Source organism: Pseudomonas sp. S4_EA_1b, from assembly GCF_016307435.1.
Taxonomy (GTDB): domain Bacteria; phylum Pseudomonadota; class Gammaproteobacteria; order Pseudomonadales; family Pseudomonadaceae; genus Aquipseudomonas; species Aquipseudomonas rhodesiae.
Genome location: NZ_JAEILC010000150.1, coordinates 1 through 26,688 on the forward strand (window position 1 = coordinate 1; position 26,688 = coordinate 26,688).

25 protein-coding genes and 1 tRNA gene are annotated in these 26,688 nt (G+C 56.1%); 21 read left to right on the forward strand and 5 right to left on the reverse strand.

Going from position 1 to position 26,688, the window contains the following annotated elements; all coding sequences use genetic code 11:
- The first annotated feature begins 466 nt into the window (after positions 1-466).
- Genes YA0848_RS33190 through YA0848_RS33220 form a run of 7 tightly spaced genes read left to right on the forward strand, consistent with a single transcriptional unit; the run spans position 467 to position 7,436 of the window.
- A complete protein-coding gene (locus YA0848_RS33190) occupies positions 467-1,426 on the forward strand; it encodes a sugar ABC transporter substrate-binding protein (RefSeq protein WP_034099124.1) in 960 nt (319 codons plus the stop codon).
- A gap of 59 nt (positions 1,427-1,485) precedes the next feature.
- A complete protein-coding gene (locus YA0848_RS33195) occupies positions 1,486-3,039 on the forward strand; it encodes a sugar ABC transporter ATP-binding protein (protein ID WP_184315672.1) in 1,554 nt (517 codons plus the stop codon).
- The gene (locus YA0848_RS33200) at positions 3,036-4,013 is read left to right on the forward strand and encodes an ABC transporter permease (protein WP_003174987.1); all 978 of its coding nucleotides are present in this window, start codon (positions 3,036-3,038) and stop codon (positions 4,011-4,013) included. The genes YA0848_RS33195 and YA0848_RS33200 overlap by 4 nt, the downstream gene beginning before the upstream one ends.
- 3 nt (positions 4,014-4,016) lie before the next feature.
- Complete coding sequence (locus YA0848_RS33205; RefSeq protein ID WP_169903727.1) at positions 4,017-5,039, forward strand: LacI family DNA-binding transcriptional regulator; 1,023 nt, start codon at positions 4,017-4,019, stop codon at positions 5,037-5,039.
- A 23-nt stretch (positions 5,040-5,062) separates the two neighbouring features.
- Positions 5,063-5,980 (forward strand): ribokinase, encoded by a 918-nt coding sequence (gene rbsK, locus YA0848_RS33210; RefSeq protein WP_034114415.1) that lies wholly within the window; start codon positions 5,063-5,065, stop codon positions 5,978-5,980.
- The gene (rbsD, locus tag YA0848_RS33215) at positions 5,977-6,381 is read left to right on the forward strand and encodes a D-ribose pyranase (protein WP_034099117.1); all 405 of its coding nucleotides are present in this window, start codon (positions 5,977-5,979) and stop codon (positions 6,379-6,381) included. The genes rbsK and rbsD overlap by 4 nt, the downstream gene beginning before the upstream one ends.
- Before the next feature lie 26 nt (positions 6,382-6,407).
- Complete coding sequence (locus tag YA0848_RS33220) at positions 6,408-7,436, forward strand: nucleoside hydrolase (RefSeq protein WP_034099116.1); 1,029 nt, start codon at positions 6,408-6,410, stop codon at positions 7,434-7,436.
- Between the two features lie 33 nt (positions 7,437-7,469).
- Here YA0848_RS33220 and YA0848_RS33225 read toward each other — a convergent pair whose 3' ends face one another.
- Entirely contained in the window at positions 7,470-7,682 is a 213-nt protein-coding gene (locus YA0848_RS33225) for a hypothetical protein (protein ID WP_034099115.1), read from the reverse strand.
- Between the two features lie 169 nt (positions 7,683-7,851).
- Between YA0848_RS33225 and YA0848_RS33230 the strand changes: the two genes are divergently transcribed.
- Positions 7,852-8,160 carry a hypothetical protein gene (locus YA0848_RS33230; RefSeq protein WP_034099113.1) on the forward strand — a complete coding sequence of 103 codons (309 nt, stop codon included), beginning with the start codon at positions 7,852-7,854 and terminating at the stop codon, positions 8,158-8,160.
- A gap of 145 nt (positions 8,161-8,305) precedes the next feature.
- Positions 8,306-8,626 carry an I78 family peptidase inhibitor gene (locus tag YA0848_RS33235; protein ID WP_034099112.1) on the forward strand — a complete coding sequence of 107 codons (321 nt, stop codon included), beginning with the start codon at positions 8,306-8,308 and terminating at the stop codon, positions 8,624-8,626.
- 72 nt (positions 8,627-8,698) lie between these two features.
- Here YA0848_RS33235 and YA0848_RS33240 read toward each other — a convergent pair whose 3' ends face one another.
- Both YA0848_RS33240 and YA0848_RS33245 read right to left on the reverse strand, forming a co-directional pair.
- Positions 8,699-8,911: a cold-shock protein gene (locus YA0848_RS33240; protein WP_003234260.1), complete on the reverse strand. Its 213-nt coding sequence runs from the start codon at positions 8,909-8,911 to the stop codon at positions 8,699-8,701.
- A 289-nt stretch (positions 8,912-9,200) separates the two neighbouring features.
- Positions 9,201-9,515 (reverse strand): hypothetical protein, encoded by a 315-nt coding sequence (locus tag YA0848_RS33245; protein WP_021491187.1) that lies wholly within the window; start codon positions 9,513-9,515, stop codon positions 9,201-9,203.
- A gap of 366 nt (positions 9,516-9,881) precedes the next feature.
- On the opposite strand from YA0848_RS33245, the gene thrS reads away from it, so the two are divergent.
- The 12 genes from thrS to YA0848_RS33305 all read left to right on the forward strand — a co-directional run bounded on the left by thrS (position 9,882) and on the right by YA0848_RS33305 (position 21,454).
- Entirely contained in the window at positions 9,882-11,804 is a 1,923-nt protein-coding gene (gene thrS, locus YA0848_RS33250) for a threonine--tRNA ligase (RefSeq protein ID WP_169868999.1), read from the forward strand.
- Positions 11,804-12,355 (forward strand): translation initiation factor IF-3, encoded by a 552-nt coding sequence (infC, locus tag YA0848_RS33255; RefSeq protein ID WP_169850653.1) that lies wholly within the window; start codon positions 11,804-11,806, stop codon positions 12,353-12,355. Before thrS ends, infC begins: the two co-directional genes overlap by 1 nt.
- Positions 12,356-12,415: 60 nt before the next feature.
- Entirely contained in the window at positions 12,416-12,610 is a 195-nt protein-coding gene (rpmI, locus tag YA0848_RS33260) for a 50S ribosomal protein L35 (RefSeq protein WP_002553160.1), read from the forward strand.
- Positions 12,611-12,640: 30 nt separating this feature from the next.
- Positions 12,641-12,997: a 50S ribosomal protein L20 gene (rplT, locus tag YA0848_RS33265; RefSeq protein ID WP_002553161.1), complete on the forward strand. Its 357-nt coding sequence runs from the start codon at positions 12,641-12,643 to the stop codon at positions 12,995-12,997.
- Positions 12,998-13,106: 109 nt separating this feature from the next.
- Entirely contained in the window at positions 13,107-14,123 is a 1,017-nt protein-coding gene (gene pheS, locus YA0848_RS33270; RefSeq protein ID WP_034099107.1) for a phenylalanine--tRNA ligase subunit alpha, read from the forward strand.
- Positions 14,124-14,149: 26 nt separating this feature from the next.
- Positions 14,150-16,528 (forward strand): phenylalanine--tRNA ligase subunit beta, encoded by a 2,379-nt coding sequence (gene pheT, locus YA0848_RS33275; protein WP_169903728.1) that lies wholly within the window; start codon positions 14,150-14,152, stop codon positions 16,526-16,528.
- A gap of 3 nt (positions 16,529-16,531) precedes the next feature.
- Positions 16,532-16,834 carry an integration host factor subunit alpha gene (gene ihfA, locus YA0848_RS33280; protein WP_002553164.1) on the forward strand — a complete coding sequence of 101 codons (303 nt, stop codon included), beginning with the start codon at positions 16,532-16,534 and terminating at the stop codon, positions 16,832-16,834.
- The gene (locus tag YA0848_RS33285) at positions 16,815-17,171 is read left to right on the forward strand and encodes a MerR family transcriptional regulator (RefSeq protein WP_003174972.1); all 357 of its coding nucleotides are present in this window, start codon (positions 16,815-16,817) and stop codon (positions 17,169-17,171) included. Before ihfA ends, YA0848_RS33285 begins: the two co-directional genes overlap by 20 nt.
- A 90-nt stretch (positions 17,172-17,261) precedes the next feature.
- Positions 17,262-17,338, forward strand: a tRNA-Pro gene (locus tag YA0848_RS33290).
- Positions 17,339-18,139: 801 nt separating this feature from the next.
- Positions 18,140-19,177: an ABC-three component system protein gene (locus YA0848_RS33295; protein ID WP_126588211.1), complete on the forward strand. Its 1,038-nt coding sequence runs from the start codon at positions 18,140-18,142 to the stop codon at positions 19,175-19,177.
- Entirely contained in the window at positions 19,170-19,652 is a 483-nt protein-coding gene (locus YA0848_RS33300; RefSeq protein ID WP_126588213.1) for an ABC-three component system middle component 2, read from the forward strand. Before YA0848_RS33295 ends, YA0848_RS33300 begins: the two co-directional genes overlap by 8 nt.
- A complete protein-coding gene (locus YA0848_RS33305; protein ID WP_198712545.1) occupies positions 19,649-21,454 on the forward strand; it encodes a hypothetical protein in 1,806 nt (601 codons plus the stop codon). The genes YA0848_RS33300 and YA0848_RS33305 overlap by 4 nt, the downstream gene beginning before the upstream one ends.
- Before the next feature lie 420 nt (positions 21,455-21,874).
- On the opposite strand, the gene brxL is transcribed toward YA0848_RS33305, so the two are convergent.
- Positions 21,875-23,914, reverse strand: a complete 2,040-nt coding sequence (gene brxL / locus YA0848_RS33310; protein ID WP_126588216.1) for a protease Lon-related BREX system protein BrxL — start codon at positions 23,912-23,914, stop codon at positions 21,875-21,877.
- Positions 23,915-23,928: 14 nt separating this feature from the next.
- Positions 23,929-26,553, reverse strand: a complete 2,625-nt coding sequence (gene pglZ / locus YA0848_RS33315; RefSeq protein ID WP_198712544.1) for a BREX-1 system phosphatase PglZ type A — start codon at positions 26,551-26,553, stop codon at positions 23,929-23,931.
- Between the last annotated feature and the right edge of the window lie 135 nt (positions 26,554-26,688).

Here is a 26,688-nt window from a genome sequence, read left to right on the forward strand (position 1 = left end):
GTACTGGGTAAGAGCAGGATCTGTACCAGCCTTATGGCTTGTGTATTTTTAAATTAACTTATTGATTAAAAAGGAATTTGTAGAAGTTTTTAGTGTGGGCGACGAGCTTATTGTCCGGCTTTCCGAACAACTGCCTGGGTTGGCGTTCGGTAGCCCGAAAACACTGACGGAAAAATCCGCCGTGATCAGACATGAGCTGTCGTTTCGGAGATCTGTAAGGGGAGGCGATGTTTAGAAGCAGCGCATGTTGCCAAGCTTTCGTATTAGCGGAGCATCAAAGACGCATACCCCCGTTGACAAATTTCGACAAGGTTCTCATAGTTTGAATAACGCAAACGTTTGCGAGATGTTTCCGATGCGCTTGGCGTAACGTGACAGCTCGTATCAGCCTCCCAGGTGGGCGGGCTGCCGAAGCCTTCTTCGGTGCAAGCGTTGCTCACAATAATCATAAGATCGGAGTGACCCCATGAAGCTGCCATTTGCTGGACGTCTTCTTGCTATCGCTGTGCTTGCTGCCGCATCCGCCGCTTTACCGCTCTCCTCTGCATTCGCTGACGAGGCCGCCGCCAAACCGAAAGTCGGTCTTGTAATGAAGTCCCTGGCCAACGAGTTTTTCGTCACCATGCAGGAAGGTGCCAAGGACTATCAGAAAGCCCACCCCGCCGATTTCGACATGATCACGAACGGCATCAAGAATGAAACCGATACTGCTGCCCAGATCGATATCGTCAATCAGATGATCCTGTCCAAGGTCAACGCCATCGTCATTGCGCCAGCCGACTCCAAGGCGCTGGTCACCGTACTGAAAAAAGCCTCCGACGCTGGGATCAAGGTGGTCAACATCGACAATCGTCTCGACCCCGGTGTGTTGAAAAGCAAGAACCTGGACATTCCCTTCGTTGGCCCGGACAACCGCAAAGGTGCCAAGTTGGTGGGCGATTACCTGGCCAAGCAAATGAGCGCGGGCGACAAGGTCGGCATCATCGAAGGCGTACCGACCACCACCAACGCCCAGCAGCGCACCGCCGGTTTCAAAGACGCGATGGATGCTGCCGGCATGAAGATCGTATCCACCCAGTCGGGTAACTGGGAGATCGACCAGGGCCAGAAAGTCGCCTCCGCAATGCTGAGCGAATACCCTGACCTCAAGGCGCTGCTGGCCGGTAACGACAACATGGCTTTGGGTGCTGTCTCTGCCGTACGTGCAGCCGGCAAAGCGGGCAAGGTGCTGGTAGTGGGCTACGACAATATCGAAGCCATCAAGCCGATGCTGCAGGACGGCCGCGTGCTGGCTACCGCCGACCAGGCCGCTGCCCAGCAAGCCGTGTTCGGTATCCAGAACGCGCTCAAGCTGGTCAAGGGTGAAAAAGTCGATGCCAAAGATGGCGTGATCGAAACCCCGGTCGAACTCGTCCTCAAGAAGTAATTCTGGCAGCACCCAAACAGCGTCCGCTCGCCCCCGGGCGGACGCTCGGAGATTTTCCTATGTCATCTTCCGCCCCGAACGCTGTCCTCTCGGTCAGCGGTATCGGTAAGACGTATGCCCAGCCAGTTCTGTCCGACATCACTCTGACGCTCAATCGCGGCGAAGTGCTGGCGCTGACGGGTGAAAACGGCGCAGGCAAAAGCACCTTGTCGAAAATCATCGGCGGGCTGGTCACTCCGACCACCGGGCACATGCAGTTCAACGGCCAGGATTACCGCCCAGGCAGCCGCACCCAGGCCGAATCGCTGGGTGTGCGCATGGTCATGCAGGAACTCAACCTGCTGCCGACCCTGACTGTCGCCGAAAACCTGTTTTTGCATAACCTGCCCAGCCACGGTGGCTGGATCAGCCGCAAGCAACTGCGTAAGGCTGCCATCGAAGCCATGGCCCAGGTCGGCCTGGATGCCATCGACCCAGACACCCTGGTCGGCAGCTTGGGGATCGGGCACCAGCAAATGGTCGAGATCGCGCGCAACCTGATCGGCGACTGCCATGTGCTGATCCTCGACGAACCCACGGCTATGCTTACCGCCCGTGAAGTCGAGATGCTGTTTGAGCAGATCACCCGTTTGCAGGCCCGCGGCGTAGCGATTATTTACATTTCCCATCGACTGGAAGAGCTGGCTCGTGTCGCCCAGCGCATCGCGGTCCTGCGTGACGGCAAACTGGTGTGCGTCGAGCCGATGGCTAACTACAACAGCGAGCAACTGGTCACATTGATGGTCGGTCGCGAACTGGGCGAACACATCGATTTGGGCCCGCGCACCATCGGTGGCCCGGCGCTCACGCTCAAAGGTCTGACGCGCTCGGACAAAGTCCGCGACGTCTCGTTCGAAGTTCGTGCCGGTGAAATCTATGGCATTTCCGGGCTTATCGGCGCGGGCCGTACTGAGCTACTGCGCCTGATCTTCGGCGCTGACCAAGCCGACAGCGGCACCGTGGCCCTGGGCTCGCCAGCCCAGGTGGTGAGCATTCGTTCGCCGGTGGATGCCGTGGGCCATGGCATCGCGCTGATCACCGAAGACCGCAAGGGTGAAGGCTTGCTGCTGACCCAGTCCATCAGCGCCAACATTGCTCTGGGCAACATGCCTGAAATTTCCGCGGGCGGCGTCGTTAACAGTGGCGATGAAACCGCGTTGGCCCAACGTCAGATCGATGCCATGCGCATTCGCAGTTCCAGCCCGGCGCAGTTGGTGTCGGAATTATCCGGCGGCAACCAGCAGAAGGTGGTGATTGGTCGCTGGTTGGAGCGCGACTGCTCGGTGATGCTGTTCGACGAGCCTACGCGCGGTATCGACGTCGGCGCCAAATTCGACATTTACGCCTTGCTCGGCGAGTTGACCCGGCAGGGCAAGGCGTTGGTAGTGGTGTCCAGCGACCTGCGCGAACTCATGTTGATCTGCGACCGCATCGGTGTGCTGTCCGCCGGGCGCCTGATCGACACCTTCGAGCGCGACAGTTGGACCCAGGACGAATTGCTCGCCGCCGCCTTTGCCGGCTATCAGAAACGTGATGCGCTGCTCAACGATGCAGTGCTTAGGGATACCCCATGAAAACGACCACTTCTCCCGGTAAAACCGGCGGCAACTTCTACGGCCTGGGGACTTACCTGGGCCTGGCAGGTGCCTTGCTCGCGATGATTGCGCTGTTCTCGGTATTGAGCGATCACTTCCTGTCCTATGACACGTTCAGTACGCTGGCCAACCAGATTCCGGACCTGATGGTGCTGGCGGTGGGCATGACCTTCATCCTGATCATCGGCGGTATCGACCTGTCGGTAGGCTCGGTGCTGGCGCTGGCGGCATCGGCGGTCAGTGTGGCGATCCTCAGCTGGGGCTGGAGCGTTTTGCCGGCCGCCGTGCTGGGCATGGGCTGTGCGGCGCTGGCCGGTACGCTCACCGGTTCGATCACCGTGGCCTGGCGCATTCCGTCGTTTATCGTGTCCCTCGGTGTGTTGGAAATGGCCCGCGGCGTCGCGTACCAAATGACCGGTTCACGCACCGCCTACATCGGTGACTCCTTCGCCTGGCTGTCCAATCCGATTGCCTTTGGTATTTCGCCGTCGTTCATCATTGCCTTGCTAGTGATCATTGCGGCCCAACTGGTGTTGACGCGGACCGTGTTCGGTCGCTACCTGATCGGTATCGGCACCAACGAGGAGGCGGTACGCCTGGCGGGAATCAATCCCAAGCCCTACAAGATCCTAGTGTTCAGCCTTATGGGCCTGTTGGCCGGCGTAGCCGCGTTGTTCCAGATCTCGCGCCTGGAGGCGGCTGACCCGAACGCGGGTTCCGGTCTGGAGTTGCAAGTGATCGCGGCGGTGGTTATCGGCGGCACCAGCCTGATGGGCGGGCGCGGTTCGGTGATCAGCACGTTCTTCGGCGTCTTGATCATCTCGGTCCTGGCTGCCGGCCTGGCGCAGATCGGGGCCACGGAGCCGACCAAGCGCATCATTACCGGTGCCGTGATTGTGATCGCTGTGGTGCTCGATACCTATCGCAGCCAGCGTGCCAGTCGGCGAGGCTGAACCATGGCAACGATCAAGGATGTGGCAGCGCTTGCGGGTATTTCCTACACCACAGTGTCCCATGTGGTGAACAAGACGCGCCCGGTCAGCGAGCCGGTGCGCCTCAAGGTCGAGGCGGCGATCAAGCAGCTCGACTACGTGCCCAGTGCCGTCGCGCGTTCGCTCAAAGCCAAGACCACCGCAACCATAGGCCTGCTGGTGCCCAACAGCCTCAACCCGTATTTCGCGGAATTGGCCCGTGGTATCGAGGACTATTGCGAGCGTAATGGCTATTGCGTGATCCTCTGCAACTCCGATGACAACGCTGAAAAGCAGCGCAGTTATTTACGGGTATTGCTGGAGAAGCGTATCGACGGTTTGATCGTCACCTCAGTGGGCGGCGACGACAGTGGGCTGGCCGCAGGCTTGAGCGCGGTGCGAACGCCCATGGTGATCGTCGACCGGGCGTTGGATGGCATTGATGTCGATCTGGTGCGTATCGACCACGAAGAGGGCGCTTACCTGGCCACCCGGCACCTGCTCGACCTCGGTCATCGGGATATTGCCTGTATCGGCGGCCCGGCCCACACCCGCGTGGCACAAATGCGTCTGGCAGGGTATCGCCGGGCGTTGCACGAGGCTGGCGTGGAAGTACCGGCCGAGCGCATCCGCGAAAGCGATTTCACCAGCACCGGCGGTTATGCCGCCGCCGTGCAACTGCTGGCTGAAAAACCGCCCAGCGCGATTTTCGCCAGCAACGACATGATCGGTTTCGGTGTATTGCGCGCGGCGGCCGAGCGTAATATTCGCGTGCCCGGCGAGCTGTCGGTGATCGGTTTCGACGACATTCAAATGAGCCGTTACGTCTACCCGGCGCTAACCACGGTGGGGCAGTCCATCGTGCAACTGGGCGAGACGGCTGCCGAGCTTTTACTGCGACGGATCGCCAACCCTCAACTGTCAATCGATCAACGTATCGTGACCCCAAGCATTGTGTTGCGCGAGTCGACGGCCCCCGTCGCCGGTGTGTTTGCCCAATACCGCTGAACCGAATTGATGAGTACTGATGTATGCCCGCAAAAGTAGTGGTAATAGGCAGCTTGAACATGGACCTGGTGACCCGCGCCAGCCGCTTGCCGCGCGCCGGTGAAACGCTGATCGGCCAGACCTTTGCCACCGTGCCCGGCGGCAAGGGCGCCAATCAGGCAGTCGCGGCGGCGCGGCTGGGTGGCGATGTGGCGATGATCGGCTGCGTCGGCACCGATGCCTACGGCAGCCAACTGCGCGAGGCATTGCTGGTCGAAGGCATCGATTGCCAGGCGGTCAGCAGCGTCGCCGGCTCCAGCGGTGTCGCGTTGATCGTGGTGGATGACAGCAGTCAGAACGCAATCGTCATCGTGGCCGGTAGCAATGGCGCTCTAACGCCGGCGTCATTGCAAGCGTTCGACGCGGTGTTACAGGGCGCCGACGTGATCGTCTGCCAGCTTGAAGTGCCCATGGACACGGTGGGATACGCCCTCAAGCGTGGCCGTGAACTGGGCAAGACCGTGATCCTCAACCCAGCGCCTGCCAGTGCTCCGTTGCCGGCCGAGTGGTACGCCTCGATCGACTATCTGATTCCCAACGAAAGCGAAGCCAGTGCGCTGAGCGGCGTGATGGTCGATTCTCTCGACAGCGCCAAAGAGGCCGCGACTCGTCTGATCGAAGCCGGCGCCGGCAAAGTCATTGTTACCCTGGGTGCGCAAGGTGCGTTGTTTGCTGATGGCCAAGGGTTTGAGCACCTGGTGGCGCCCAAGGTCAAGGCGGTGGATACCACCGCAGCCGGCGACACCTTCGTAGGCGGTTTTGCAGCTGCGTTGTCCGCTGGCGAAAGCGAGGCCGAGGCCATCCGCTTCGGTCAGGTCGCGGCAGCGTTGTCGGTCACCCGCGCCGGTGCGCAACCCTCCATTCCAACGCTGCACGACGTACAAGGTTTTGTAGCCTCATGAAAAAGACCCCACTGCTCAATATCGCCCTGTCGCGAGTGATCGCTTCTCTGGGACACGGCGACATCCTGGTCATCGGTGACGCCGGTTTGCCGGTGCCGCCGGGTGTAGAGTTGATCGACCTGGCGCTGACTCAGGGCATTCCGGACTTCATCAGTACCCTGCGCATTGTGCTCAGTGAAATGCAGGTGGAGAGCCATGTACTGGCCAACGAAATTCTACTCAAGCAGCCGCCAGCGCTGACTGAGCTGAATGCCCTGACGGCTCAGGCCGCGCTCGGCGAGCGTCGTCTGCTGAGTCATGATGAGTTCAAACAACTGAGCCGTCAGGCCCGCGCCGTGGTGCGTACTGGCGAATGCCAGCCTTACTGCAATATTGCGCTGGTGTCCGGCGTGACGTTCTAGTCTTTCCCAACGACAAGGAGTGTTTTATGCAACGTGGTCTACCCACCCTGAGAAATTTGTTTCGGAGTGTTCTGCTTTTGTCCGCACTCACTGCAGCAAGCGCCCAGGCGGCGGAAAAAATCGACCTGATCATCGACACCGACCCGGGCGCCGATGACGTGGTGGCGTTGCTGTTCGCCATGGCTTCTCCTGAGGAGCTGAATATCCGCGCGCTCACCACCGTCGCCGGCAATGTGCGCCTGGACAAAACCTCCCGTAACGCCCGGCTGGCCCGTGAGTGGGCAGGGCGCGAGGACATTCCGGTATACGCCGGTGCGCCAGCACCGCTGTTGCGCACGCCGATCTATGCCGAGAACATTCATGGCAAGGAAGGTATTTCCGGCGTCACCGTGCATGAGCCCAAAAAGGGTCTCGCGCCAGGCAATGCCGTTGATTACCTGATCACGACCCTGCGTGCCGCCAAGCCTCACAGCATCACCATCGCTATGCTCGGCCCGCAGACCAACCTGGCGCTGGCATTGACCCAAGACCCGGAAATCACTCAAGGCATCAAGGAAGTGGTGGTGATGGGCGGTGCGCACTTCAACGGCGGCAATATCACGCCGGTCGCGGAGTTCAACCTGTTCGCCGACCCTGTCGCCGCGGAAATCGTGCTCAAGAGTGGGGTCAAGCTGACCTACCTACCGCTGGACGTCACCCACAAGGTGCTCACCAGTGAAGCGCGCCTGAAGCAGATCGCCGACCTCAAGAACAATGCGAGCAAGATCGTCGGCGATATCCTCAACGAGTACGTCAAGGGCGACATGGAGCACTACGGCATTCCCGGTGGGCCTGTGCATGACGCCACCGTGGTCGCCTATCTGCTCAAGCCTTCGCTGTTCAGCGGGCGTGAAGTCAACGTTGTGGTCGACAGCCGTGAAGGCCCGACCTTCGGCCAGACCATCGTCGATTGGTACGATGGCCTGAAACAACCCAAGAACGCATTCTGGGTTGAGAGCGGCGATGCCCAGGGCTTTTTCGATCTGCTGACCGAACGCCTGGCTCGCTTGAAGTAACGTGCTGATCGGTCGGCGTTCGCCGGCCGATTTTTACTCGCGCTCGGGGTTATCCGCCCCCATGTGATCGGCTGGGTATTTTTCGAATACCTGGCCGATGAATGCTTGCGCGGCCTGGGTCCCCAATTCTTTGACCAGCAGGTCGATGCCGATGATTGCCAATTCCTCTGGGCTGCCTGGGCTGTAGGAACTCTGGCCCAAGGGCCATTTGGCTTTGATGTCGGCTTGAAGCGTTACGGTGGTCATGAAGGTCTCGCGAGGCAGAAAAATACTGGGCAGCGCGCTGGTGCGCGGTTTTTGCCGGGGCAGTTAACCATTTTGCATGCTGTTTGGCACTGATACTTAGGCATGATGCTTAGGTGCGGGCGCGCGCTGTGCCACACTGTCGGCTTGTTTAACAGTCGGAAAACGCTACGTGCATATCGATTTGAATAACCCTGAGAATCTGACATTGGCCGCCGTGCGCCAACTGCTGGCCAGTGCCAGCGACGACGAGCATGCCCAGTTACGGGTGACCAAGGCCGGTCTTGCCTACATTTCGAGTGGAAGGGCGGTAGGCAATGCGGATATCGACGGGTTGCTGTTTCGGCTGGAGACCTGGGCAAAAGGCTCCGGTTATGTCGGTAACGTGGCGGCCAGTGACGAAGTCTGGGTCACGCAGATTTTCAATGCGTTGCGGCAAAACTGGCCGAAGCCGTCGGATGACTATATCGACATCTACTGATCGCGTTCATATCTGGTCACGATTGATCAAGCGAATGCCCGGCTAGAGTCAGGCAGACTTGCTTCTCAACGGTTTACGTCTTGAAACCAAATCGCCACACCGCTGTCGCACGATCTCTGTCCATTTTTTATTCATAGGAGGCTTCATGCCTTGGAAGCTCGCATCATTCGGTACTTTGTTGGCAGCACTCGCATTGGCGGGCTGCAGCACCTCGGGTACCTCTGAGCCAGCCAAAAATGCCGCTGTGACCGATGCCGGTCATAGCCGCTGTGAGGCGAAGGCTGCCGAATTTACAATTGGCCAGAAAGCCTCGCCGCAACTGTTGGAACAGGCTCGTACGCGCTCCGGTGCGCAGAACGCCCGGATCCTCAAGCCCAACGACATGATCACCCTGGAGTACCGCTCCGACCGACTGAACCTGAACACCGATGATAACTTGGTGATCACGCGGGTCAATTGCGGCTGATCTTCACCGGCTTTTGCTATGCCCATAAAAAACCCCGTCACATGGACGGGGTTTTTTTAGCTCAGCGGAGAATTACTCGCCGCGAACCTGTGCAGCTTGCATACCCTTTTGGCCTTTCTCAGCCACGAAGGAAACGGTTTGGCCTTCTTTCAGGCTTTTGAAACCGTCGCTTTCGATAGCTTTGAAGTGTACGAACAGGTCGTCACCGCCACCTTGAGGAGTGATGAAGCCGAAGCCTTTTTCATCGTTGAACCATTTAACGGTGCCGGTTTGGCGATTAGACATGGTGTATCTCCAAGAAACATATATTTTCAGTAGTGCTGTGCTGCTCAGGCCAACTGGGCACACCGGGCTATCATAGTCGAAATGTTCGGCTTGGGAGCCCCCCCAAGGCATTGTTTGCTGATCAATAGCGTTGGCTTTAGACCTTCTTCTGGCTGAAAGCCCCGAACTACGGGGCTTCTGCGCTAAATATGGGGTCTTAAAAAAAGCCGTAAAAGCTGCGTAATTTGTGAGAAACAGCGGATTTCAGGTCTTTTTTTCGATCAATCGGCCGTGTGATCAGGCTGTCGATTTACTTTTTCTTCACGACTTTGCAGGACGAAATAGCCGCCACAGCTTTATTTTTAAGCTCCGGACTGGCGTTCTGATTAGTCATCAATTCCTTGATTTCAGCAGTGCTCAATTCCGCGTTGATCTTATCTGCGCCACATTCACAATGGGCTTTGGCGGTTTTGACGTCCACATTCTGGCTGGCCGCAGCGCTGCAGTCGCTGACGAAACTATCGCGCGCACCGGCTGGCCAGTTCGATGGGGCAGCAGCCTGGGCGCCAAGGGAAAGGACGGTCAGTGAAGCAGCGAGAGCGAGGGTCGAGGTAAAACGCATCATTGGATGCTCCTTTGAGTCGAGGACGAACGGCGATTCTCAGGGGGTTTGAGGCACAGCGTACAGCTCAAGTTCACTTTTGCATCTATAAAGCCTGGAAATTCGTTATCAGCAACAGCAGCTGCGGCCCGATGACCGTTCATCTGTGCTAGCATCGGCGGCCTGGCTATTTAACGGCGCGTTCAAAGCGGCCTTGCCACGTTGTTTTTTTTCACTCCAGTCACTCTGGTTCGATTATCGGTTGGCCGAAAGGCTCCTGCCGCTGTAAGGCAGGCGTTCAGCATTGAGCGGCCTGGTGTTGGATCTTGTACTGGCTCATCCCAACCCACGTGACCTTTGGTAGGGGTCACCACTAGGAGAGGAGGCGCCATGCCAACTATTACTCTTCCCGACGGCAGTCAGCGTTCATTCGATCATCCGGTTTCCGTATCCGAGGTCGCCGCATCCATTGGCGCAGGCCTGGCCAAAGCCACCGTGGCCGGTAAGGTCGACGGCAAGCTGGTCGATGCCAGCGACCTGATCACCACCGATGCCAGCCTGCAAATCATCACGCCCAAGGATCAAGAAGGGCTGGAGATCATTCGCCACTCTTGCGCGCACTTGATTGGCCATGCGGTCAAGCAACTGTACCCGACAGCGAAAATGGTGATCGGTCCGGTCATCGAAGAAGGCTTTTATTACGATATCGCCTACGAGCGTCCTTTTACTCCGGACGACCTCGCGGCCATCGAGCAGCGCATGCACGCGCTGATCGAAAAAGACTACGACGTGATCAAGAAGGTCACGCCGCGCGCCGAAGTGATCGACGTGTTCACCGCTCGAGGCGAAGACTACAAGTTGCGTCTGGTGGAAGACATGCCGGACGAACAGGCCATGGGTCTGTACTACCACGAAGAATACGTCGACATGTGCCGTGGCCCGCACGTGCCGAACACGCGTTTCCTCAAGTCGTTCAAGTTGACCAAGCTGTCCGGCGCCTACTGGCGCGGCGACGCCAAGAACGAGCAATTGCAGCGCATCTACGGCACTGCTTGGGCTGACAAGAAGCAGTTGGCCGCTTATATCCAGCGCATCGAAGAAGCCGAAAAACGTGACCACCGCAAAATCGGCAAGCGCCTGAACCTGTTCCACCTCCAGGAAGAAGCGCCGGGCATGGTGTTTTGGCACCCGAACGGTTGGACCCTGTATCAAGTGCTTGAGCAGTACATGCGCAAGGTTCAGCGCGAAAATGGTTACTTGGAAATCAAGACACCGCAAGTGGTTGATCGCAGTCTGTGGGAGAAGTCCGGGCACTGGGCCAACTACGCCGACAACATGTTCACTACCGAGTCGGAAAGCCGCGATTACGCCATTAAGCCTATGAACTGCCCATGCCACGTGCAGGTGTTCAACCAAGGCCTGAAGAGCTACCGCGAGTTGCCGATGCGCCTCGCGGAGTTCGGTGCCTGCCACCGCAACGAGCCATCGGGTGCGCTGCACGGCATCATGCGTGTGCGCGGCTTTACGCAGGATGACGCTCATATCTTCTGCACAGAAGAGCAGATGCAGGCTGAGTCGGCAGCATTTATCAAGCTGACCATGGACGTTTATCGTGATTTCGGCTTTACCGAAGTTGAGATGAAGCTGTCCACTCGTCCGGAAAAACGCGTCGGTTCCGACGAGCTGTGGGATCGCGCCGAGGCAGCATTGGCCGCAGCCCTTGATAGTGCGGGCCTTGCATACGACCTGCAGCCGGGTGAGGGAGCTTTCTACGGTCCTAAGATCGAATTCTCGCTGAAAGATTGCCTTGGCCGTGTCTGGCAATGTGGTACCTTGCAGCTCGATTTTAACCTGCCGATCCGTCTGGGAGCCGAATACGTCTCCGAAGACAATAGCCGTAAGCACCCGGTCATGCTGCACCGGGCGATCCTCGGTTCGTTCGAGCGGTTCGTCGGGATCCTGATCGAGCACTACGAGGGTGCATTCCCTGCGTGGCTGGCTCCGACCCAGGCAGTGATCATGAATATCACTGATAAACAGGCAGATTTTGCCGCTGAAGTTGAAAAAACTCTCAACGAAAGCGGATTTCGTGCCAAGTCCGACTTGAGAAATGAAAAGATCGGCTTTAAAATCCGCGAGCATACTTTGCTCAAGGTTCCCTATCTTTTGGTTATCGGAGATCGGGAAGTCGAGATGCAGACTGTCGCTGTGCGTACTCGTGAAGGTGCTGACCTGGGCTCGATGCCCGTCGCCCAGTTCGCTGAGTTCCTCGCGCAAGCGGTTTCCCGGCGTGGTCGCCCAGATTCGGAGTAATTATTATTAAGCGTGAAATGAGACAAGATAAACGAGCTGCACCGAAAGCCCCGATCAACGAGAATATCTCGGCACGCGAGGTTCGGTTAATTGGCGCTGACGGCGAGCAGATTGGCATCGTCTCGATTGATGAAGCGCTTCGTATCGCTGAAGAGTCCAAATTGGACCTGGTGGAAATCTCCGCCGACGCAGTCCCGCCTGTTTGCCGGGTGATGGACTACGGCAAATCGATCTTCGAAAAGAAGAAGCAGATTGCTGCGGCGAAGAAGAACCAGAAGCAGATTCAAGTAAAAGAAATCAAGTTTCGTCCAGGGACGGAGGAAGGGGATTACCAGGTAAAACTGCGCAACCTGGTACGTTTCCTGAGTGATGGGGACAGGGCCAAGGTATCCTTGCGATTCCGCGGCCGTGAGATGGCCCACCAGGAGCTGGGGATGGAACTCCTCAAGCGGGTTGAAGCTGACCTGCTCGAGTACGGTTCGGTCGAACAGCATCCTAAGATGGAAGGACGCCAGCTGATCATGGTCATCGCCCCGAAAAAGAAGAAGTAATCAACAGGGCACGGCAGGCCTTCTGATTATGTTTATCAACTGAATGCGGAGTATCCGAACATGCCAAAGATGAAGACTAAAAGTGGTGCTGCTAAGCGGTTTCTGAAAACTGCTAACGGTATCAAGCACAAGCACGCTTTCAAGAGCCACATCCTGACCAAAATGTCGACCAAGCGTAAGCGTCAACTGCGCGGTAGCAGCTTGCTGCATCCGTCTGACGTGGCAAAAGTCGAGCGCATGCTGCGCCTTCGTTAATTTTTGGATCAAGAATAGAGGAAGTAACTCATGGCTCGTGTAAAGCGTGGCGTCATTGCCCGTAAACGTCACAAAAAAATTCTGAAACTTGCTAAAGGCTACTACGGCGCGCGTTCACGCGTATTCCGTGTTGCCAAGCAAGCGGTAATCAAGGCAGGCCAATACGCCTACCGTGACCGTCGTCAGAAAAAACGTCAGTTCCGCGCTCTGTGGATCGCTCGTATCAACGCTGGTGCTCGTGTTAACGGTCTGTCCTACAGCCGTTTCATCGCTGGCCTGAAAAAAGCGTCCATCGAGATCGACCGTAAGGTTCTGGCTGATCTGGCAGTGAACGAAAAAGCGGCGTTTGCTGCGATTGTCGAGAAAGCTAAAGCCACCTTGGCTTAAGTACCCCCGACAGTCACCGCGGGCTGCTCCTGCAGCCCAAGGTGTTAAACGTCATAAATAGGGGAAGAGCCTTAAAGCTCTTCCCCTATTTCGTATCTGGAGTCTGTACATGGAAAACCTGGACGCGCTCGTCGCTCAAGCTCTCGAGGCTGTGCAAAGCGCTGAAGATATCAATGCCCTGGAGCAAATCCGGGTTCACTACCTTGGCAAAAAGGGTGAATTGACTCAGGTGATGAAGACCCTGGGAAATTTGCCGGCTGAAGAGCGTCCGCAAGTCGGTGCGCTGATCAACGTCGCCAAGGAGCGTGTCACAGAGGTTCTCAATGCGCGTAAGGCGTCGCTCGAGGAGGCCGATCTTGCGGCCAAGCTCGCCGCCGAATCCATTGACGTCACCTTGCCTGGCCGTGGTCAGGCCTCGGGCGGTCTGCATCCGATCACACGGACTCTGGAACGTATCGAACAGTTCTTCACCCATATTGGCTACGGCATTGCCGAAGGCCCTGAGGTCGAAGATGACTATCACAACTTCGAAGCACTCAACATCCCAGGCCACCACCCGGCCCGGTCGATGCATGATACCTTCTATTTCAACGCCAATATGCTGCTGCGCACCCATACCTCGCCGGTACAGGTCCGCACCATGGAAGCGAACAAGCCGCCGATCCGCATCGTCTGCCCAGGCCGTGTGTACCGCAGCGACTCCGATATTACCCACTCGCCGATGTTCCATCAGGTCGAAGGCCTGCTGGTAGATCGCGATATCAACTTCGCCGACCTTAAAGGCACGATCGAAGAATTCCTGCGGGTGTTCTTCGAGAAAGAGCTGGCGGTGCGTTTCCGTCCCTCGTTCTTCCCGTTCACCGAGCCGTCCGCTGAGGTCGACATGGAGTGCGTGATGTGCAGCGGTAAAGGCTGCCGCGTGTGCAAGCAGACCGGCTGGCTGGAAGTCATGGGCTGCGGCATGGTTCACCCGAATGTGTTGCGCATGTCCGGGATCGACCCGGAAGAGTTCTCGGGCTTTGCCTTCGGCATGGGCGTAGAGCGCCTGGCTATGCTGCGTTACGGGGTGAACGACTTGCGTCTGTTCTTCGACAACGACTTGCGATTCCTCGCGCAATTTCGCTAGTCGTAACGAATCTTTAGGAGAGCAGGATGAAATTCAGTGAACAATGGCTGCGTGGCTGGGTAAGCCCGCAGGTAGATCGCGACGAGCTGGTTGCTCGTTTGTCGATGGCCGGCCTTGAGGTCGATAGCGTTACGCCGGCCGCCGGTGTTTTCAGTGGCGTGGTAGTGGGCGAGGTGCTGAGCACCGAGCAGCACCCGGATGCTGACAAATTGCGTGTGTGCCAAGTGAGCAACGGCGCGGAAACCTTTCAGGTCGTGTGCGGAGCGCCCAATGTGCGCCCGGGCCTGAAGATTCCTTTCGCCATGATCGGCGCCGAGTTGCCAGGCGACTTCAAAATCAAGAAGGCCAAACTGCGCGGGGTCGAGTCCAACGGCATGCTGTGTTCCCAGGCGGAACTGCAGGTGGGTGAAGGTAACGATGGTTTGATGGAGCTGCCGGCCGATGCGCCGGTAGGTCAGGACATCCGCGTCTACCTGGAGCTGGAGGATGCCAGCATCGAGGTCGATCTGACCCCGAACCGCGGTGACTGCCTGTCCCTCGCCGGTCTGGCCCGTGAAGTCGGGGCTCTGTACAACGTGCCGGTCACTCGACCCGTAGTGGCTGCCGTGCCTGCGGTGCATGACGAAGTGCGCCCGATCGAAGTGCTGGCACCGAGTGCTTGCCCACGTTATCTGGGCCGTGTGATCCGGAATGTCGACCTGTCCAAGCCTACCCCGTTGTGGATGGTCGAGCGTCTGCGTCGCGCTGATGTCCGTAGCATCGACGCTGCCGTCGATATCACCAACTACGTGATGCTGGAGCTGGGCCAGCCGTTGCACGCATTTGATCTCGCCGAAATCAACGGCGGCATTCGTGTGCGCATGGCCGAAGAAGGCGAAGAGCTGGTACTGCTCGACGGCCAGGAAGTGGCCCTGCGTGCCGATACACTGGTCATCGCCGACCACTCTCGCGCCCTGGCGATTGCGGGCGTGATGGGTGGCGAGCACAGCGGCGTGTCCGCGACCACCCGCGACGTATTCCTGGAAAGTGCGTTCTTCGATCAGATCGCCATTGCTGGTAAAGCTCGCTCCTACGGCTTGCACACCGATGCTTCGCACCGCTACGAGCGCGGTGTGGACTGGAAGCTGGCCCGTGAAGCCATGGAGCGCGCCACTGGCCTGCTGTTGGAGATTACCGGCGGTGAAGCCGGCCCAATCACCGAAGCTGTCAGCGAACAGCATCTGCCAAGTGTGGCGCCGATTACCCTGCGCGCTAAAAGCGTTGAGCAGATGCTTGGCCTGGTGATCGAGCCTGCGGAAATCGAGCAGTTGTTGTCAGCCCTCGGCCTTGGCATTGCTAAGGGCGGGGAAGGGCAGTGGCAGGTAGAAGTGCCAAGCCATCGCTTCGATATCAGCCTTGAAGTCGACCTGATCGAAGAACTGGCGCGCCTGTACGGTTATAACCGTTTGCCGGTCCGTTACCCGCAGGCTCGTCTTGCTCCTCAGCCCAAGGCTGAGGCGCGTGCGTACTTGCCTGAGCTGCGTCGTCTGCTGGTTGCTCGTGGTTACCAAGAAGCGGTGACCTACAGTTTCATCGATCCAAAGCAGTTTGAACTGTTCAATCCAGGCGTCGAGCCGCTGTTGCTGGCCAACCCGATCTCCAACGATATGGCCGCCATGCGTTCGTCTCTGTGGCCAGGCTTGGTGAAAGCGCTTTCTCACAACCTGAACCGCCAACAAGATCGCGTGCGGCTGTTCGAAAGTGGCCTACGTTTTGTAGGGCAGTTGGATGGCTTGAAGCAAGAGCCGATGCTGGCCGGTGTGGTCTGTGGCAGCCGGTTGCCGGAGGGCTGGGCCCAAGGCCGCGAAGCAGTGGACTTCTTCGACGTTAAGGCTGACGTAGAAGCCGTGCTGGGCTTTGCCGGTGCGTTGGACGCGTTCACCTTTGTTCCGGGTAGCCACCCGGCGCTGCATCCGGGCCAGACTGCGCGCATCGAGCGTGAGGGACGTTTGGTCGGTTTCGTCGGCGCTATTCACCCGGAACTGTCGAAAACTCTCGGCCTTGATCGCCCGGTATTTGTATTCGAGCTGGTGTTGGCTGAAGTGGCGACTGGCAAGATGCCCAAATTCAGCGAGTTGTCGCGTTTCCCTGAAGTGCGCCGAGACTTGGCGCTGATCGCCGATCGCGATGTCGCCGCTACTGCCGTTCTGGATGTAATCCGTGAAAATGCAGGGGAATGGCTGACGGACCTCAGGCTATTTGATGTCTATCAGGGTAAAGGTATTGATCCGCATAGAAAAAGCCTCGCAGTCGGCTTGACCTGGCAGCATCCATCGCGCACTCTTAATGACGATGAGGTGAATACCACGACACAAAATATCCTCACCTCGCTTGAACAAAGGTTAAACGCCACGTTAAGGAAGTGACGTATGGGGGCTTTGACGAAAGCTGAGATGGCGGAACGTCTGTACGAAGAGCTGGGTCTTAACAAGCGCGAGGCCAAGGAATTGGTCGAGCTGTTTTTTGAAGAGATCCGCCATGCTCTGGAAGACAACGAACAGGTCAAATTGTCTGGTTTCGGCAATTTTGACCTGCGGGACAAACGCCAGCGGCCTGGCCGCAATCCAAAAACGGGAGAAGAAATCCCGATCACGGCTCGCCGTGTGGTCACCTTTCGTCCAGGGCAGAAGTTGAAGGCCCGAGTTGAGGCTTATGCTGGAACCAAGTCATAACGACGAACTACCCGTCATCCCAGGCAAGCGCTACTTCACCATTGGTGAAGTCAGCGAGCTGTGTGCGGTAAAGCCGCACGTGCTGCGCTATTGGGAGCAGGAGTTTCCTCAACTCAACCCCGTCAAACGCACCGGGAACCGTCGGTATTATCAGCGCCAGGATGTGCTGATGATCCGACAGATCCGCGCGTTGCTGTACGACCAAGGGTTCACCATCAGTGGTGCGCGTCAGCGCATGTCCGGTGATGAAGCCAAGGACGACACCACTCAGTACAAACAACTGATCCGCCAGATGATCTCCGAACTCGAAGATGTGCTGGTGGTTTTGAAGAAGTAAATCCGGCTTTTAAAATACTTCCACATTTCAAAAGCTTGCGGTATATTCCTGATCGCTTCGTTGCGAAGCGAACCCAGTAACACGCCTAGTCGGGGCGTAGCGCAGTCCGGTAGCGCACTAGCATGGGGTGCTAGGGGTCGAGTGTTCGAATCACTCCGTCCCGACCATATTTTTCAATGACTTAGCCCGGTTCGGAAACGACCGGGCTTTGTTGTTTCTGGGCTTTGATCATTTTGGTCACCGTTGGGTCACCGTTAGCAAAAAGCTCGTAAAGTGCCATTCGGGGCTTCGTCGCGTTGAAACCTGTCAAGGCTGATCAGTTCTGACTGTATTGGCTGCGATCTTTTCCTTTTCGCGAACTTTCTCTCGGCGAGCACTGGCTGACATCGACACGGCGAGCTGTCTTCAGATTTTTTCTGATCACCACCAGAAGGATATGGCAAATCCGGGTGAGTTCGATCACCAACTGCTTACGGTGGGTGTTTTCGTCCTGCAGCTGGCAGAGTTCCCGTACCTGTCGGAACAGTGAAGGTGGGTGGCGCCAGCCAGATGGTCTCAGGAGGCGGCGCAAGCGCGAACCCATCACGTTTGAATTGCTTGGGCGGAGGTCGTCGCGTGATGAGCATTGTGGGAGGTCGATTTTTCTGGTGTTCGGAGGCAGGCCCGAACTGGGTAGTCAGGCGAAGCTCGAAGCGAATGGCAAAGTAAGGTTTTCTCGAAGCTCGTCACATTGAGTAGATTTGATGTGGCTGCGCCCATCCATCGTGAGTGCATGCTTGCTCGTAGACGCTACTATGACCAAGGACGCCCGTTCCTGAAGCGACACTGCCTTATCCCGATCTGAACGAGCCAAGTCGAGTTGTGTGTTAAGCAAGCATCTATGGACGCCCGGATAGCCTCTGTATATGGTTCAATCAATCTTGTGATCGCGGTGTAATTCGCAATGGAGCTTACCCAGGAGGGGGGCCGTGTCTTCGAGTAGTGCTTATCATCCAGGTCCGGTAGAACCAACTCCACAGCAGCGCTTGCTACTGATGGATGACGTGCAGTGGGAGTCGTTTATAGAGCGCTGCGCACGCCAGCTCGAGAAGGAGGGCCAATACGCGCAGGTTCTGAAGCTAGGAGGCGCAAATGACAAGGGGCGAGATATATGCGGGTACACGGTACATCCACCTGCTTCGGATACTTGGGACCTATACCAAGCTAAGTATTACAGCAGCACTCTCTCCCCGAGCCAAATCGTAGGTGAGTTGGCCAAGTTTCTTTCCTGCGTGCAGGACGGAAGCTATACCTGTCCAAGGCGCTATTATCTTTGTGCGCTACGAATTGGGGCGACTTTGCTCGATTACCTCCTGAATCCAGAAAGCATGCGCACCTGGATACTGGCGCAATGGGAGGAAAAAAAAGGCGAATTCGGTACGTTCAAGCGGAGTCTAGATCCGGCGCTAAAGTTATTTGTGCAGACATTTCCCTTCGAAATTATTGGCCGCCGTACTCCCGAAGAACTGCTGGAGATTCATTCGAGAAATCAGACGCAGCACTGGGAGCACTTCGGCGTGCTTGACGTGCGTGGAGCGAACCCGCAAATTCCCGAGGAACCAGACCCCATTGAACAGCGGTATGTTGATGCGCTACTGCTGGTGTATGAGGAGCAGTGTGGAAACTGCGTTGCTGGGGTGCCCGAGATCCCTCGGAATTTGAAGAGACATTTCGTGGCACAACGTCGGCTGTTCTACAGCGCTGAGGGGTTGAACCGTTTCAGTAGAGATAAGCTATCCGGTGCCTTTGATGGGCTCCTCACTGAAGTCGAGATTGGTATTGGCGGTATAGTGGCAACGCCTCACGATAGCGGCATGATTAGGTTAACGGAGACATTGGCCATCGCCAATGCACTTCAAGTTGTTAACAACCCCTTGCATGCTCGGTTGCAGGCCGGTGACCTCCAAGGTGCCTGTCATCATCTTGCCAACCAAGATCGCCTGAGCTGGACAGACACCGATGAGTAGCTCAGAAGTCTTCAATACCCCGTTCGAGCTAGGACTGCGAATGGTCTTTCTGCTGAACGCGCTGCATCCACGGAAGGCTGATTTACAGACCCTGATGTATCTGGATTATGCAGTCATCTACACCGGCGACTTGAATGGACCGCCAAGTCTGCACACACCGGTTCCGCTGCGTGGTGCCGAATACATTAGTCGGCGAGAAATAATTGAGCAGGGTCTGTATCTCATGGCATTCAGAGCATTTGTCGACGCTATGGCTACACAAGAGGGGATCAAGTATGGCATTGGTGAGAGTGGACCGGCCCTCGTTGACCTCCTAGGAGGTCAGTACAACAAGGATTTACGTGATCGATGTAACTGGGTTTCGGAACACTTTGGGGGGTACACCGATTTTCAGCTAGAAGAAATTTTTGGAGCTAAGGGAAGACTTTGGCGAACACATTTCATTGGGAAGGAAGGCTTGCCGAGGGCAGTATGAGAATCGCAATCCATGGACTGGTGCTCACCGGCCCCGATAAACCCAATGCCGAACTGAAACCCGGCGGGGAGTCGCACCTTGTATTTGGTCCGACTGATACGGGCAAGTCTTATATTGAGGAATGCATAGCCTACTGCTTAGGTAGCGACGAACATCCGCGAAATGTTGGCTTTTCAGAGGGCTATACTCGCGCTGCTCTACAAGTCCTCGGACCGGATGGATCTGAGTACACTTTCTTTCGGGATCTCTTGGAGGAGCGTCAAGTCGTTTACTCGGGCTTCCATTCTTTGCCACCGCTATCGTCTCAATCCCCTGTCGCAGAAGAAATCGGCCCATATCTAATTGAATGGGGTAAGGCGTCAGGGAACAGGATTCTCGTTAAAGCCGGAACTCTCGGTAACGTGACTGCAAACGACCTGCGCTTTTTGAGTCTTTTTGACGAAATTCGTACCTTAGATAAGGTCCCGTTGAAAGGGAAAGACAAGCTTCTCAAGATGCGCTTTCAGTCAGTGATTATGCTGGCTTTGATTGGAGTGGATGATTCGGGAGCGACTCTCACAGTTAAAACTGATCAACGTAATATCGCTAAAGGTCATGTGCAGGCGATCGAAGACGAGTTGAAAGCGCTACATGCCGATATTCCGAGCACATGGTCCAAAGAGGACTGCGCAGAAGGACTTACAAAGATCGAGCATGAGCTTCGAGAAGTCGGGACATTCCTTAGGACTAACGCTCAGGAGTTAACGGAGCTAAAGACAGCGCACGAAAGTCTCGAAGACGGCCTTAGGGATGTGCAGGCAGAGCTTGCCGAGGTATTAGAAGCGAAAGACCGGTTTGTGCTTCTGGACGAGAAATATCAAAACGACGTACATCGACTCAGTTCGTTGATCACGGCCTCGGAGATTGTCGAAACGTTCGAATCCCAGCCCTGCCCACTGTGTCGGACGGATCTGAATCATAAGCGTAACTATGCCCAACTAGAACAGGGCGACATGCTACGGGAGGCGGCTCGGGCTGAGGTATCAAAGATCAATGCTCTGAGGCAGGGGCTTGCGATCGCACTATCAGATATCGATGAAGACATCGTGAGTTCACGCTGTCGGGAAACGAGCTTTCAGCGTGAAACGGCTGCCAACCTGAGCGAGCAAGCTAGGCTTCTTCGCCCGGCTTCGCCAAATATAGAAGCTGACTATTTAGGTACGCTTACCGCACGACGAACTGAGATGGCCATGGCAGCCAGGAACTTCGAGAGGATTGATACGCTCAATGCGCGTCTTGTTGGTATGAAGGCAAAGACGAAGCGACAAAAACAATCGATCTCACGCGACTTCTCTACTAGCGCCACTGAGCTCTGTCGCCGAATCTCGGAGCTGCTGACGGCATGGGGTGTACCAATGGTGGAGTCGGTCCATTTTGACGAAGACGACGCTGATATCCACATCAACAACCGACAGCGCGTGTCGTTCGGAAAGGGTAAGCGCGGGATCTTCCTGACCGCGTTGGCTGTTGCATTAATGGAACGTGCACTTCACCAGGGAAATCCTCACCTTGGATTGATCGTCATCGACTCCCCAGTGGTTACTTACAAAGATCCAAAGCACGGCAGCAACAATCCGGAAGAGGCTCTTGATCCGACCGTTAAGGACAAATTCTATACTTGGCTCGCGGATCGCCAGGAGTCTGGTCAGATCATTGTGCTAGAAAATGAGGAGCCAGACGGTCAGTTGCAGATGCGTCTCGCCCATACAGAGTTTGTTGGCGTAGGTGAAGCAGAGGGTCGTCGTGGCTTTTTCCCGATTTAGCATCGTGCCAATCCCTATAACGGTACTTTGCTAAGGGTAGTACGTAACTTGGACTGATCATTCCGTCTGCAGTGTTACCTCTTAGCGCAATATAATGCTCAAGTCGTGTGACCCGGCGATCAGCCGGGTTAAAGTCGAAAACATCATCGATTTTGTCTACGACGAGTACATGTTTCGGCCACGCTGCTAAATAGGTAAAGCAAATTAACGGTGTGTAGAAGCTAGGGATTGGACGACCACGTCGACACCACCCGACTCAGTGAGTTTGGTTGCGTCGACGTGGTGGAGCATCTTTCTGTGCAGCACCAGCAAGTCACGGCGGAACCAGCATCGATTCTGATTCCGCATTGCAGATGGCCTTCGAGTAATGCACAAGCAGCCCACCTCAAAATTGTAAGCGGGCTAATAGATGGCCTTGTTTCAATCAACCCCCATCGCCTTAAATACAGCCTCTACTGGTTCGCCATAAAAGCTGGTCTGAAACTTGGTAAACAGTTCGGCTGGGATGCTGGGGATGTCCTTGGCACTGCTCATAGGAAGCGCAACGCGCTTTCCTCCCGCGTCGAAAGCCACTTGCAGGCACTCGGCGATACTTTCAACTGGCGTGATGCTGCCGCCCAAGCTCATATCACCGAGCACGACCATTTGACCTTGCGCAGGCCTGCCCATTAGGCCTGAAGCAAAAGCTACTAAGCTGGGTAGGGCCATATGAGTAAGAGGGCCGGTGTTTTGCAGTTCAACGACATGTAAATGGAAGTCGTGCTCCAGCACCTTAGCCGAAGCGCTGATGCGCGAGGCGTTGGCCTTGAAGTAGTCAAAGGCAATTTTCACCTGTTCTTTGGCAGAGCTGGAATTCCATAGACCTGAGGTAGCCAGCTTGCCAGTACCCTTGGTCACCTGCAGTTCAATCCTATATAGCCCAGGCATGCCTTTGCCGCTCAAGCCTATAGTGTGGATAAAACCGGGCTTTCCTGGCCCTTCAGGGATCAGACCACCACCGCCTTGCTCTTTCACGGTGACGAAGTGCTCTTCGAGGGTTTCGTTGTCGATGTAGCTAAAGTGAACATCGTAGAACTCCATTCCACCGATCTTCTTTAGTTGTTCTTTCACGCGGCGGCGGACCTGAAGTGCGTATTCGAGGCACTGGCGCACGTCTTCTTTGGTGAACACATCGTGCGGGTAGAGCAGCTTGAGCAGACCGGATACAGTTTTGCGTACTGCGATCACATCACGTTGATTAAGGTTGTTACCCAATTTGAAGTGTTTGTCTATGGCGTCCGCAAAGCTGCGCTTGCGCATTTCGCGGAAAAACTCAGCCAGGTAATCGACGATCAGTCCGTATCTATTGGTGAAAAATTCCGGGCGCATTTTTGGGATTTCCCAGCCAGGAATGTAAGCGTGAAATCGGTCGAAAAAGGCGGCGTCGATCATCTGCTCAGGGAAGGGGGCCAACAGGTGACTAGTTTTCACCAGCGACTCGACGCTCTGATTGATGTTTCCGACGAAGACCATGGAAGCGGAGGCTTCCATCTGCTCACGGCCACGACCGAAGGAGCCGGAGGCCATGAAGTCCTTCATGATTTGCACGCCGTCCCTGTCCTTGAAGTTGATGCCTGCCACCTCATCGAATGCCACTACATCCCAAAGACCGACCAGACCGATACGGCGACTGCTCATGTTGTAGAACAGGTTAGCGACGGTGGTTTGGCCGCCAGAAACAAGCATGCTATTCGGTGAGCATTCCTTGTAGATGTGGCTCTTGCCGGTACCGCGGGGGCCGAGCTCGCAAACGTTGTAGTTGTTCTCCACGAAGGGAACCATGCGGGCCAGCAAATGCCACTGTACTGACTCATCCAGGGTCGAGGGCTCCATGCCGATGGAGCGGATCAAGGCCTCGCGCCATTGCGATGTGTTCAGGGCGGCGCGCCCGGTGAACAACTCCTGCATGTTCATATTCGGCATCTGGATCGGCTTGAGCAGCGTGACGCCAAACGGTGATCCAGATTGGCCTTCCTCGTGGTAATAGCTCAGCGTTGCGATCACCCAGATACCGCCAACAAGGAGCTTCTCGTATTCCTTGACGATGCCGGCAGAGATCTCCGCGTCCTTGATGCCGAGGTTGCTGAACGAGGCTTCGTAGCGATCTTTTTTCTCATTCAGACGCACGGTGACTCGGTCGATCACCTTGTACGTACCGCGCTCGCGAACTAGAGACTTGACCTTCTCAGCCTCATCCGGGCGAACGTAGTTTTCGGCTAAAATTGTCTTCACATTCTTCAGTCCGTGCTCGATCACCTCTGAGTCATCGGACGCGCAGTACATACCCAGCAAGTACTCAAGCACATAAACCGGTACGTTAGCGCCTTCCTTGATCAGCTTGGTCAGGTCCTTGCGCACCACGCGACCGGTGAAGTGCTCGTTGAGCAATTGATCGAGATCTTTATCCACTTGGGTTTCCATCTAGTCTCGTACTCTCAAAAAAAGTCGTCAGTGAAGGCCAGGTCAATCGTCACACGGTAGCGCTCAAGCTCGATGTTCAGATCTTTATCGCGGATCACCAGGAAGTAATCTTTCTGCCGGTCGAAGTCACTGCCTGATAGTGACAGGCGTACCTGCTTAAGGCGCTCGGTCATGGAGTCCGTCGCGCAATCAAACGTTACAACCTCCTCGCTGGAGACTGACTGCTCCCCTTCGTAGATCGCAACAGCAACCGTTACTGGAAGCACCTGTTCGTTGACTGACTCGGTCTGAATCAGGTCAAAGCGCTGGATATTGGTGACCATCTTCAGGGCTGATTTCGGTGAGATCACGCCGACTTTACGTTTGGTGCGTTTCTCCGCTTTCTCACCGCGCAACTGGTTGACCATCAGCACAGGCACAACGATTTCCTGAGGCATGGCCCCGCCATGGACGAAGCGTGCACCTCCGACAAAGTGGAAACGATTCGCGCCTTTGGGTATCCAAAACTGAGTGTCTGATGTTGTGCCCGCGGTCTGCTTGGTCGATCCCTGCCAGACATCCTTGGCAGCAGGCAGAGTATGGCCAATGACATAGCGCTTCTTACTCTTGATCGCACTATCCGGCATCTCTGCGAGTGAGGTGCGATCCGCCGCCTCAAGCTTGCTCTGCTGGAAGAGGAACCCATGATCGGCCGTGATCAACACCGTGCTGGTGTTAAAGTGCATGAGGATCTTGCGGGTCAGCTCAGTCAGCTCCTCAATGGCGAACTCGACGTGATGGAAGGTATCCACCTCGGAGCCACCGCCCTTGTCACTGCGGTCATCGATCACATTGTGATAGACGTATACCAGTTGCTGATCCTTCAGCGCTTCACGCCCAGCGTCACGGGACCACTCTTTGACTTGAAGTGCGGTCACGGCCATGCCGCCATGCTGGGCAAGAACCTTGTCGCGAGCGATGGTGTTGCCCGTATTGAGTCCGTCTACAAAAACACCATCACTGCCCTCGCGATATTCCAGCGTCTGATGTGGCAGCAGGGACGCCATGCCCAACGTGGTGTAACTCGGCAATACGCCCAATTGGCTATTCAGGCTGGCTTTGCTGTAACGCTTTTCATTGATGCGCTGGCACAGCTCGACGGCGGCTTCATAGCGGAAGGCATCGCTGATGATTACTACAACACGCTTGCTACGATGCCCCTCCAACATGGGCGCTACCCAACGCTCATAGAAATTATGCTGGTTAGGAATGCCAGGTATTTTCCAGTGCTCCAAGCGCTGTTCGGCCTCAACGCGGTCGCCCCAGGAGCGTCCGAGCTGATCGAGATACCAATACGCATAGCACTGCTCGACGGCCTCATCGAGCTTCTTCAGCAGCTCGACGTGGGCGCGTTGAGAGGCGGCGAAATAATGGCGATAAGCCGTGTCAAAGCGATACAGCTCGCTCTCATAGGCTTTGTATAGTGCCTCTGAACTGGTGAAGTGGAAGCCTGCAGCGTGCTGGTGGCGCAGCGTAAACAGGTCGATTGCAGCCGACAGCGCCGTGTATAGCAGCCGGTACTTGCGGCGTGTCTCATCGTCCTTATGGCGAGTCGCCCAATAGTTATCCAGTCGCTCGGAAATGATCTTCGCAAACAGACCGAGGTCGCGCGGATCTGCCTCCGGAATAGCCTTGGTCAGATCGACAATGATCTGCCGCTCGACGGCTTCGAAGGTTGCAACATTGGCCAAGCTCTCCAACGAGATTTCACCAATCTTCTGGGTGATATGCAGGGCCTCACCGACCCAGCCGGAAATCTCATCGTAGGCTTGGTAAAACCGTGAGCTGTCACGCCAGCGGGAAAGCAGTGCACGTGAAGTAGCGCGTGCGCTGGCTGAGGGAATAGCAATCGCGGATGCCCAGCTGGGTATATCGCCGATGCTTTCGCAGAACCCGGTTGCTAGCAGTCGAATTAGGAAATTCCCAAAGCTGAAGGGTTTATCGCCACTGATTTCTTCGATGGAGGCTGGATAGCCTACCTCGTCACGCAGGGCCTGCAGCAACGCAGGCATCAGGTCGAGCTTGTACAGTTCATCGATGACCGCTGGATTCTGCTCAAGACCCAGATCGTCACGTACGGCACCATCGGCCAAAGTGCAAAGCAGCGTCATGACGTCACTGCCACTTGCACCCAGCACAACGGCAATCATCGCCAGATCCAGCTCATGCTCAGTGTCAGTTGGTTGGATCAAACGCTTCACGCTAGCTAGACGAACCTTGCTGCCAAGGAAGCGCTCACGTTTGGTTAGATGTTCACGAAGCACCTGCTGGTGTAAGCCCAGGTCATTGAATATCAGTGACACTTTGTCAGCGTAGAAACTGCGCGAGTACAGCTTGATGTCCAGCAGCCAGTCATCATTCGCGTCTGGTTCGGCGCAAGGGAAATAGAGTAGGTACTTACTTTCAGTGTCCTCAAGCTCCAGCTTGAGCTTGGTACCGAAGGTGGAATGCCCGTGCATGTTCAGCACCTGAACGCCGGGCAGATCGAGCTGGCCGAGTTCATCCGTGAAGCCCTGCTCAGGGTCGTACCAGAAAACGATGCGGTGATTTTCTTTGAAGAATGCCTGATTCAGGCCTTGGGTCAGTTGTTGGGTGTTCATGCACTTATTCGCCTAAGCCTGAAACAGGAAACGAGAGGTCAGCGAGGGACATGTCATCGTAAGACAACAATGCATCCCTGACGGCCCGAAACTCATCAATATGTACGTTTTTTCGGCGTAGATGTCGTCCTTGAA

Bases quoted from the DNA above. Each gene is read 5' to 3' on its own strand.
- YA0848_RS33190 (WP_034099124.1), top strand. From the start codon at position 467: ATGAAGCTGCCATTTGCTGGACGTCTTCTTGCTATCGCTGTGCTTGCT.
- YA0848_RS33195 (WP_184315672.1), top strand. From the start codon at position 1,486: ATGTCATCTTCCGCCCCGAACGCTGTCCTCTCGGTCAGCGGTATCGGT.
- YA0848_RS33200 (WP_003174987.1), top strand. From the start codon at position 3,036: ATGAAAACGACCACTTCTCCCGGTAAAACCGGCGGCAACTTCTACGGC.
- YA0848_RS33205 (WP_169903727.1), top strand. From the start codon at position 4,017: ATGGCAACGATCAAGGATGTGGCAGCGCTTGCGGGTATTTCCTACACC.
- rbsK (WP_034114415.1), top strand. From the start codon at position 5,063: ATGCCCGCAAAAGTAGTGGTAATAGGCAGCTTGAACATGGACCTGGTG.
- rbsD (WP_034099117.1), top strand. From the start codon at position 5,977: ATGAAAAAGACCCCACTGCTCAATATCGCCCTGTCGCGAGTGATCGCT.
- YA0848_RS33220 (WP_034099116.1), top strand. From the start codon at position 6,408: ATGCAACGTGGTCTACCCACCCTGAGAAATTTGTTTCGGAGTGTTCTG.
- YA0848_RS33225 (WP_034099115.1), bottom strand. From the start codon at position 7,682: ATGACCACCGTAACGCTTCAAGCCGACATCAAAGCCAAATGGCCCTTG.
- YA0848_RS33235 (WP_034099112.1), top strand. From the start codon at position 8,306: ATGCCTTGGAAGCTCGCATCATTCGGTACTTTGTTGGCAGCACTCGCA.
- YA0848_RS33240 (WP_003234260.1), bottom strand. From the start codon at position 8,911: ATGTCTAATCGCCAAACCGGCACCGTTAAATGGTTCAACGATGAAAAA.
- YA0848_RS33245 (WP_021491187.1), bottom strand. From the start codon at position 9,515: ATGATGCGTTTTACCTCGACCCTCGCTCTCGCTGCTTCACTGACCGTC.
- thrS (WP_169868999.1), top strand. From the start codon at position 9,882: ATGCCAACTATTACTCTTCCCGACGGCAGTCAGCGTTCATTCGATCAT.
- rpmI (WP_002553160.1), top strand. From the start codon at position 12,416: ATGCCAAAGATGAAGACTAAAAGTGGTGCTGCTAAGCGGTTTCTGAAA.
- rplT (WP_002553161.1), top strand. From the start codon at position 12,641: ATGGCTCGTGTAAAGCGTGGCGTCATTGCCCGTAAACGTCACAAAAAA.
- pheS (WP_034099107.1), top strand. From the start codon at position 13,107: ATGGAAAACCTGGACGCGCTCGTCGCTCAAGCTCTCGAGGCTGTGCAA.
- pheT (WP_169903728.1), top strand. From the start codon at position 14,150: ATGAAATTCAGTGAACAATGGCTGCGTGGCTGGGTAAGCCCGCAGGTA.
- ihfA (WP_002553164.1), top strand. From the start codon at position 16,532: ATGGGGGCTTTGACGAAAGCTGAGATGGCGGAACGTCTGTACGAAGAG.
- YA0848_RS33285 (WP_003174972.1), top strand. From the start codon at position 16,815: ATGCTGGAACCAAGTCATAACGACGAACTACCCGTCATCCCAGGCAAG.
- YA0848_RS33300 (WP_126588213.1), top strand. From the start codon at position 19,170: ATGAGTAGCTCAGAAGTCTTCAATACCCCGTTCGAGCTAGGACTGCGA.
- YA0848_RS33305 (WP_198712545.1), top strand. From the start codon at position 19,649: ATGAGAATCGCAATCCATGGACTGGTGCTCACCGGCCCCGATAAACCC.
- brxL (WP_126588216.1), bottom strand. From the start codon at position 23,914: ATGGAAACCCAAGTGGATAAAGATCTCGATCAATTGCTCAACGAGCAC.
- pglZ (WP_198712544.1), bottom strand. From the start codon at position 26,553: ATGAACACCCAACAACTGACCCAAGGCCTGAATCAGGCATTCTTCAAA.